This window comes from Rubritepida flocculans DSM 14296, from assembly GCF_000425365.1.
Classification (GTDB): Bacteria; Pseudomonadota; Alphaproteobacteria; order Acetobacterales; family Acetobacteraceae; genus Roseococcus; species Roseococcus flocculans.
Genome location: NZ_AUDH01000065.1, coordinates 1 through 2090, shown reverse-complemented (window position 1 = coordinate 2090; position 2090 = coordinate 1). Strand labels below are relative to the sequence as shown.

Here is a 2090-nt window from a genome sequence, read left to right as displayed (position 1 = left end):
CCCGCTACGACCAGACCGCCGACAGCTTCCTCGGCTTCGCCACACTGTCCTCAATCCGACTGTGGATCAGGTTTGTCCACGCGGCCTAGGGCGGCGTTGCGGGAGACTGATCGCGCGGTGAGCCCGAAGTGGCCCGCGAGCACGCTCAAGGTCGCCACGAGCATGCCTTGCGCCTGCGAGGCCGGCACAAGCCGGCCGCCCCACCCTTGTCGCATCGCCCATTCGCGGACCGAGTGCTCAAGGCCGACGACGTGCCAAGCACAGGAGCCCGCCGCGCTGTCGTGCCCGCCGAGAGCATCAAGAGCGTCCGCCACCCGCCGTCGGGCTACCATTTGCCGATCCGAAAGACTGTCCGCGGCCTTGCCCGGCAGGCGGGTCAGCGGTGATGCGGAGAGGCTGTCGAGCGCGGCGCTACGGAACAGTCCGCGGAAGATCGCTCCCGCGTCGTGCATCTCCCGTGTAATCGTGCCGTTGGCCAGCATCAGGCCGAGCGTGTCCACCGCCCGCCGGTGCTGCACCGGAGTGCCGGTCTCGGGATCGGCCTCGCGGACCGGCTCCCCGAAGCCGCCGTGCTGCAGCCGCCACTTCGACGGCTTGGATAGATCCTCGTGTCGCATGGTCGCGCGCTTCGCCTTGCGTTTACCGGCCATGCTGGATGCCTCCGTGCCGGCGCCCCCAGCGCCGGTTCGCCTCGTTGGTGACGGCCTGCCGGAGCCAGGGATCGGCGATGTCCTCCACCGACAGGGCGGCGACTCCGTGCTGGTGCCAGGCGGCGGCGCGCAGGGCGTCGAGCTCCACCACGGTGGTCGGGCTGCGTGCGAGATCCAGGCTCGACCGCGGCGGCAGCGGCGCTCCGGGCAGCCTCATGCCTGGCCTCCCTGGCCGTCCGTGGCCCAGAGCAGCAGGGCGATGGCGTCCGCCTCGTTGTCGTCGGCCGGCGCGAAGCCGCGGGCACGGACCGCGGCGACCATCGCCGCCTTGGTGGCGTTGCCCTTGCCCGTGGCGAAGCGCTTGATGGTGCCGACGGGCACGCCCTCGTAGGCGACGCCGCGCTCCTCGCACCAGGCGGAGAGGTGGGCGAGGAAGCCGCCGTAGAGGTGCGCGGCGTCGGTGCCGGCGTGGGACCGGACCTCCTCGAAGGCGATGCGGGCCAGGCCGCCCGACAGCGCCGCGACCTCCGCCAGCCACCCCTTGAAGCGCAGGAAGCGCATGCCGCCGCCCTCGAAGCGGCTGGGGCGGAAGGTCATGGTGCCGGAGGCGATGCCGCCGTCGCGGCCGCGGAGCGCCCAGCCGGTGGTGGTGCCGAGATCCAGGGCGAGGACGGCGCGATGGGCGAGGGCCACCGGCAGCGGTGCAAAGATTTGCGGGACGCTTGCGCCGGGGATGGGCGTAGGGAGAGTCGAGGGAGCCATGGGGTCTCCGAGAGGGGATCGTCGTGGTGAGGGCGGCGACGGCGCGGTTCTTGGCGGAGCTCGCCGTCGCTGCCCGGCTTCGAGGGCGCGTTGCCGGGCTGGGCGGCCCAGTGGCCCGATACGCGACGCGCGAGCGCGGAGGCGTCCCACCCGTCCCGCCTCGTCCCACCGCCGCCAGCGAAGTGGGACGGCAGAATATGCGAAATTTCAGAGGCTTGCGGGGTCCTGTCCCACCTGTCCCACTCCAGGACGGCCCGCCTAAACCCGTATAGGAAAATGTATGTCCCGACCCATCACACCCTTCGCGTATGGCTCTAAGGAGCAGGTGGGACAGGTGGGACAGTGGGACAGACGTCCGGAAACCCGCGGAAAACCTGGACTTACGCGTGTCCCACTTCGCCGGCGGAAATCGCCGAAGTGGGACAGTGGGACAGAACGGCCTGCCGCTGAGGTACCGGAGGGACATCACGCGCCCTCCTCTGACGGGGAGGGCCGGCGGTAGCGCCATTCGCGAGCGACGCCGTCCCTAGCGGAGCCGGTCGTCTTGTACCGCTCCCACTTCCTCGCCTTGAGGTAGGCGCCCACGCGCATCTGGTCGCCCTTCGTCCACTTCGCGGCCTCGATGCCGAGCGCCTGCTCCAGCACCTCGCCGATCGAGACGTCGGTCAGCGGCTGCGC

The 2090-nt window shown here is 71.0% G+C and carries 4 protein-coding genes; all 4 read right to left on the bottom strand.

Features of this window, described 5'->3' with window-relative positions; genetic code table 11:
- Window positions 1-50: 50 nt before the first annotated feature.
- On the bottom strand, window positions 51-650 hold the full coding sequence (locus tag H596_RS22500; protein ID WP_051213435.1) for a hypothetical protein: 600 nt from the start codon (window positions 648-650) through the stop codon (window positions 51-53).
- Complete coding sequence (locus tag H596_RS0118805; RefSeq protein WP_027286180.1) at window positions 640-867, bottom strand: hypothetical protein; 228 nt, start codon at window positions 865-867, stop codon at window positions 640-642. Before H596_RS0118805 ends, H596_RS22500 begins: the two co-directional genes overlap by 11 nt.
- Window positions 864-1343: a hypothetical protein gene (locus H596_RS0118800; RefSeq protein WP_211225321.1), complete on the bottom strand. Its 480-nt coding sequence runs from the start codon at window positions 1341-1343 to the stop codon at window positions 864-866. Before H596_RS0118800 ends, H596_RS0118805 begins: the two co-directional genes overlap by 4 nt.
- 534 nt (window positions 1344-1877) lie before the next feature.
- The coding region (locus H596_RS24280; RefSeq protein WP_037302074.1) for a hypothetical protein at window positions 1878-2090 on the bottom strand (213 nt) is incomplete at its 5' end.